We start from the raw sequence: 6,079 nt of genomic DNA on the forward strand, positions 1-6,079 counted from the left end.
ATCGATTTATTCAGAGGTACTTTCTAGTGACCTCAAACCGTACGCATTCTTCCTATATAATCTTCCCTAATTTCTTAACTCCATCAACGATGTCATTCTCGGTAGCAAAGCTGTAGGATAGGCGCAGGTATTCTGTGCCATTCTGATCATCTTGGTAAAAAAACTTGCCAGGTATAAAGGAAACTCCTTCTGCTAGTGCTTGTGTTAATAGTGTTGCGGTGTCAACTCCTGGAATTCTCACCCATACAAAGTAACCACCTTTTGGAATATACCAGCTTACATTTTCAGGAAGATGTTTTTCAAGTGCACCAATTAATGTCTTACATTTATGACGATATACTTCTTTTAATTGTATTAGTCGTTCGTCAAGATTTATAGTTTCCAAGTAAGCTGCCATGGTGCTTTGGGCAAATGGATGGTCAAGGTCCTTTTTGAACCAGTTGAGGGCCGAAATGAACTCACTTGCCCCAGCTATCCAACCTACTCGCATACCTGGCGCGACAACCTTGGAAAGTGACCCAACATATAGAACATGACCGTCCTTATCGATTGCTTTTAATGACAAATGATTTTGATCAAAGGCAAGCTCTCCATAGGCATCATCCTCTAAAATGACAAAATCATATTCAACGGAAAGCGCTATTAAATGCTTTCGACGTTCAAGGGACAACGTCGTCCCAGTTGGATTGTGGAAGGTAGGAATGGTATAAAGTAACCTCGGCAAAGGTAATCCTGCATTTTTACGTTCCTGGAGGATTGCTTCCAACCGGTCTGTTTGAAGCCCTTCTTCATCGATAGGTACACTAATAACCTGCTTCGTATAGTTTTGAAAAATCTCCAAAGCCTCCATATAGGTTGGAGCCTCTACCACGACTACCGCTTGTTCATCAAGGAAAATACGGGCAATTAAATCAATCGCCTGACAGGCACCAGCTGTAATCATAAGCTCCTCAGCAGCAACGGGCATACTACGCTCTTGCATTCTATTCTGGATGAGCGCCTTTAGTTTATCCATTCGAGGACTTCCGAGATAATGAAGAGGCAAATCCTGCTCCTCATCTAGCAATCTAGCAACCGCCGCCTTTATCTCCATAGTAGGAACTAGAGAAGCATCCGGGTAACCAGAACTTAATCGAATACATCCTTCAGGAAGCACCGGCATCCACGCACCGGGCGGCTCATTCTTAAGAGCAATTTTAATATTCTCAGGAAAAAAAGCTTCAACCTTCACATACACCAAACACCTTTCGTTTATCAAACCTTGTTTAAAAATGCTAGTTTAATCATACACCAATTAAATAGATTTTAAGCTCTCTTCTCTAATGAGTGACAGCAATTCTTCCTTATAGGCTGCAAATTCTACAGTCCCTTTTACGCTAAACCCTCGCGGCCTTTCAATTGAAATTGGAACCTTTTTCTTTAGACGCCCTGGTCTAGCGGACATCACATAGACAGAATCGGCGAGAAAAATAGATTCATCGACATCATGGGTGATGAATAGAATGGTTTTCTTCGATTCCTCCCATGCCTTTAACAGCACTTCCTGCATAATATTTCTCGTTTGGGCATCCAATGCGCCAAACGGCTCGTCCATTAAAAGAATCTTAGGATCATTGGCCAAGGCACGCGCGATCGCCACACGTTGTTTCATTCCACCCGAAAGCTGAATCGGATAGTGATTTTCAAAGCCCTCTAAACCGATTAATTGTAGGTAATGACGAGCTACATCCTCGCGTTCCTTTTGAGATACACCATTTAGCTTTAGACCAAATGTAATATTTTCCTTAACATTTAACCACGGAAATAACGTATACGATTGAAACACCATTCCTCGATCAGGTCCTGGTCCATTAATGACCTCGCCATCTAATAACACTTGTCCGGAAGTCGCTTCCTCCAACCCTGCTACAATTCGCAGTACAGTCGATTTCCCGCAACCAGAAGGTCCTAAAATGGTGACAAACTCCCCATCATTGATCGTAAAGGATGTTTTTTCTAAGGCTGTTGTCTCGCCACTTTTTGTTTTAAAAATTTTTCCGACATCTTTAATTTCTAACTTCGGTGTCCCAATTAGTGGACTATTCATTGTAGCTGCAGTGACCATCCTAGAAACCATCCTTTCTCATCCATGAAAACGAAGCACGATAAATCGCTTTAAAGATCATATCGGTTAACAGACCAAGTAAACCGATTATTAAAATTCCAACAATAATTTTATCAGGCTGTAAGAAACGAGAGGCCTGCATGATCATATACCCTAACCCACTGGAGGCACCAACGATTTCGGCCACCACTAGATACGTCCAAGCCCAACCAAAGGTTATACGAAGTGTATCTACAATTCCCGGTAATGCTGCTGGCAAAATAACCTTTGTAAATACTTGCAGCTTCTTTGCCCCTAACGTATAGGAAACCTCGATTAGCTCGTTTTGGACATTCTTCGTCACATCCATAATCATAAGCGTCAGCTGAAAAAAGGTACCTAAGAAAATAACACTCATCTTCTCCGATTCACCAAGACCGATCCATAATATTAATAACGGAATAAAGGCTGAAGCTGGCATATATCGAATAAATCCGATTATTGGTTCAAAGGCCCCTTCCATAATTTTTAACGAACCCATTAAAATTCCTAATGGAATTCCGATAAGTGCTGCCACTAGAAATCCGACTAATACCCTTGTAAAACTAATGCCAATATTGGATAGCAACTCACCATTAAACAATAAATCGATCGCCGTTGCTAAAACCACAGTCGGTGTTGGCAAAAACAAAGGATTTACGATACCGCCATAGCTTAGTACGCTCCAAAATACTAGAAATAAAAGAAACGTTATCAATCCTGCTGATGTATAGACACTTTTTGGAATTTCTTTATTTGGTGTAAACCATTTTGCTAGCATTCTACTCACCCATCTCTATTAAACTTTTAAAAGCCTAACAAATGAGATGATGACTGTCTCATAGGTTAGGCTTTTCACAATCACGGTGTTACATAAACGGTTAGACTCTTATTGAAAACTAGGGTTAATTACATCGTCTACATTTGGTTCTTCCGTAATAATCCCTTGTTCTTTGTAAAATTTAATCGCATTTTCTGCTGCTGCGTAGATGGAACCTTTGTTGTCACTAGTTCCAAATAATTCAGCATTATCCTCTTTTGTAAAGAACTTTAAACCTTCTTCTGTAGCGACGAATTCAGCTGTATCAATTTTAAGTCCTTTTGCCATAATCTCATCAGCTTCTGCTTTGTTTGACTTCCAGAAGTCCATTGCTTGACCCATTGCTTTTACAAATGCTTTTACATCCTCGGGACGATTTTTGATGACATCCTCTTTAAAGCTAATCGTATCAACAATAATTCCTGGTAAATCCTTTGTTGTTAATAAAATTTTTCCATTTGCTTCAGAACCTTTTGATAACCAAGGCTCCCAAGTCACCGCCGCATCTACTTTACCAGCTGCAAAAGCGGCACCCGCATCCCCAGCAGACATTTGGATAACTTCCACATCATCCTCTGTTAAACCACCTTGTTGTAATGCCGTTAATGCCAGCATATGGCTTGTTGAACCAACTTCAAATGCCATTGTTTTCCCTTTTAAGTCTTGGATACCATTAATATCATTTTTTACTAGAATTCCATCTCCACCATAAGAATCATCTAATACCCAAACAACACTTACAGGTATTTTAGAAGCCGCTAGTGAAACTTGAACATCTAACGCAGTAGCCATCCCATCAATCTTGCCGCTAGCCAGTGCTTGTTTACGTTCAGCTAATCCTTCAACAATCGAAAGCTCTACTTCAATCCCATTTTCTTTAAAGAACCCTTTTTCCTGTGCTAAAAATAACGGCCCATAGCCTGTCCATGTAGGTAAAGTCACTTTTAATGGCTCAGAAGACTTTTTTGAACTACCAGAAGATTGCTCTTTTCCACATGCCGCTAACGTAAAAATTAATAATACTGAACAAAAGATAACTAACCATTTTTTCACCGATGAATCCCCCTATGTATCTATTAGTTTATTTCATTTCCAATTTTATCTGCCTTCATGACCGATGTGACGACCATTTCAGGTGTGACCTCAAAGGGCATATTTGCCATATCTTCAATCGTAACCGTCACTTCCCCAAGTTGTTTCCATTGTTTCTCAGTTAGGCTAGTAATACCCATTTGTTTTAATGTATAAGGTAAACCAACTTCTTGATAATAGTGAATTAATGACTTAACCTCTTCCTCGTCGACGCCTTCCATACAAAGCTGAGCTAAGATGCCAAAGGCAACGATTTCACCATGATAAGTATCGTGAACTTCAGGGAAGATGGTTAATCCTGAGTAAATCGCATGAGCCGCAGCGGTTCGACAATCATCTCCGCCATAACCACTAACACTTCCACTTACTAAAATAATTGCATCGATGATATCCTCTAATTCCCTTGTTAGTTTTTGAGTTTCAATCGATGTTACTGCTTGTTTCCCCTCTTGGAGTAACGTTTGATAAAGCTGACTTGCGATGGCAATCGCCGTTTGATTAAGGATGGTCGGAGTAGCTTTTTTAATCGAGCATTTCGTTTCAAACCATTTTGCTAAAGTATCGCCAATTCCAGCAATTAAATAACGTACGGGTGCATGTAGAATAATAGAAGAATCTACGATGACGAAATCAGGCGCTTTAGAATCCCGACCAATTTCAACAAACTCACCTTCATCACTGTAGCGGATCCAAATCGGTGTGGCTGCTGCACAAGTCGCTGCAATAGTCGGTATCACCACAAGTGGTTTATTCACAAAATAAGCCACTGATTTAACCGTATCGATTGCCTTTCCTCCACCCGCAACGATCAAAACATCGTAGCTGTAAGAGCTTAACTGTTCTATTAAACTATCAACATTGCTCCGAGAGGATTCTCCGCCGTACCATAGGGACTGAATAAGAGAAATACCATGTGCAGAAAGACTTTCTGTTAATTTCCCTTCCACAACATCTAGACTTGTTTTCCCCCCGATCAGAACGGCAGTCTTTCCAAACTTCTCTATGTAATTTCCAACTTCGGATAATACTCCAGCTTTTCTAACATACTGACCTGGGCCAATTGTCACATTCACAACACAATCTCCCTTTCTAAGTTATGCATAAATATAAATATGATATGCATAAATATAAATATTACTTTATTAATATAAATGTTCGTCTATTTTATGTCAATATATTATTTTATAATAGTTCGAAATATTAGAATACATGAGGAGGGTCATCTATCTCATTTTGGACTTATTCCTTTTTTCCAACCTTTTCAAGTAAAAAAAAAGAAGCTAAAAACCTATAAAACAGGTCATTAGCATCTTCATATTGGAATAATGTGACTTTTAAAGTAACTTACAAGTAATTGTTTATTATCTGCACCACTTAAAGTGGTGCACCATAATTGTTCGTTTTCATAGATTATTGTATCAATAACTGAAGGTGTATGATGATGAGAAATAGAAGACAAATGGTACCACACCCACAACCAACAATAGGTCAGGCGTGGACAGGGAGGCATGTTGTTTTGCTTCACTGTACAGTAGATAATAAGTTTTCAAATTTATATAAAAGCTTCCATGCACCAATTGAGCCTCCACGTGAAAATTGTGCTGAAACTTTATCACAGCTATTAAGTATTGGATACCGGATCCATGCCATCACCCCCATTTCCTCCAATTTAATTCAATATTTTTTGGTACTTGAATAAGAAGATTGGAACACAAAACGATGAAGAATCCCTGGCTAATTATCAAGCTAGGGATTTCTCATTAACCAGTAATGACACAAGAAATTTATAGGACAAAGCATATTGGACATTCAAAATTAAGTGTCAATTGTGATGTCAATTCTTAGGACGTTTCTTAGTAACTAGTGATATTAAAATAAGCGTAAATTTTTCGGTTAAACTGCCAATTAGGCTTGGTTCGGGGTAATATAAGCGGAGTTTTTCCGGTTAAGCAAAGCGAAATGACCCATTTTGACGTTTTTTGAGTAAATAGCCGGAATCCTTCCGTCTATTTAAGCTATTTTCAGTGCTATTTCGTAATTAAGGG

General features: G+C 39.2%; 6 protein-coding genes. 1 reads left to right on the top strand and 5 read right to left on the bottom strand.

What is annotated here, in order from left to right; genetic code table 11:
- Positions 1-52 precede the first annotated feature (52 nt).
- From LRP83_RS18315 to LRP83_RS18335, 5 genes are all read right to left on the bottom strand, one after another.
- Complete coding sequence (locus tag LRP83_RS18315) at positions 53-1,231, bottom strand: aminotransferase-like domain-containing protein (protein WP_230498149.1); 1,179 nt, start codon at positions 1,229-1,231, stop codon at positions 53-55.
- A 63-nt stretch (positions 1,232-1,294) separates the two neighbouring features.
- Positions 1,295-2,104, bottom strand: a complete 810-nt coding sequence (locus tag LRP83_RS18320) for an ABC transporter ATP-binding protein (RefSeq protein WP_230498150.1) — start codon at positions 2,102-2,104, stop codon at positions 1,295-1,297.
- Position 2,105: 1 nt separating this feature from the next.
- Complete coding sequence (locus LRP83_RS18325) at positions 2,106-2,903, bottom strand: ABC transporter permease (protein ID WP_230498151.1); 798 nt, start codon at positions 2,901-2,903, stop codon at positions 2,106-2,108.
- Positions 2,904-3,011: 108 nt separating this feature from the next.
- The gene (locus tag LRP83_RS18330; RefSeq protein ID WP_230498152.1) at positions 3,012-3,995 is read right to left on the bottom strand and encodes an ABC transporter substrate-binding protein; all 984 of its coding nucleotides are present in this window, start codon (positions 3,993-3,995) and stop codon (positions 3,012-3,014) included.
- Positions 3,996-4,018: 23 nt separating this feature from the next.
- Positions 4,019-5,107, bottom strand: a complete 1,089-nt coding sequence (locus LRP83_RS18335) for an iron-containing alcohol dehydrogenase family protein (RefSeq protein ID WP_230498153.1) — start codon at positions 5,105-5,107, stop codon at positions 4,019-4,021.
- Between the two features lie 362 nt (positions 5,108-5,469).
- Between LRP83_RS18335 and LRP83_RS18340 the strand changes: the two genes are divergently transcribed.
- Positions 5,470-5,733, top strand: coding sequence for a hypothetical protein (locus tag LRP83_RS18340; protein ID WP_230498154.1), 264 nt, complete (start codon positions 5,470-5,472; stop codon positions 5,731-5,733).
- The last annotated feature ends 346 nt before the right edge of the window (positions 5,734-6,079 follow it).

Source organism: Pseudoneobacillus rhizosphaerae, from assembly GCF_917563885.1.
GTDB lineage: Bacteria > Bacillota > Bacilli > Bacillales > Cytobacillaceae > Pseudoneobacillus > Pseudoneobacillus rhizosphaerae.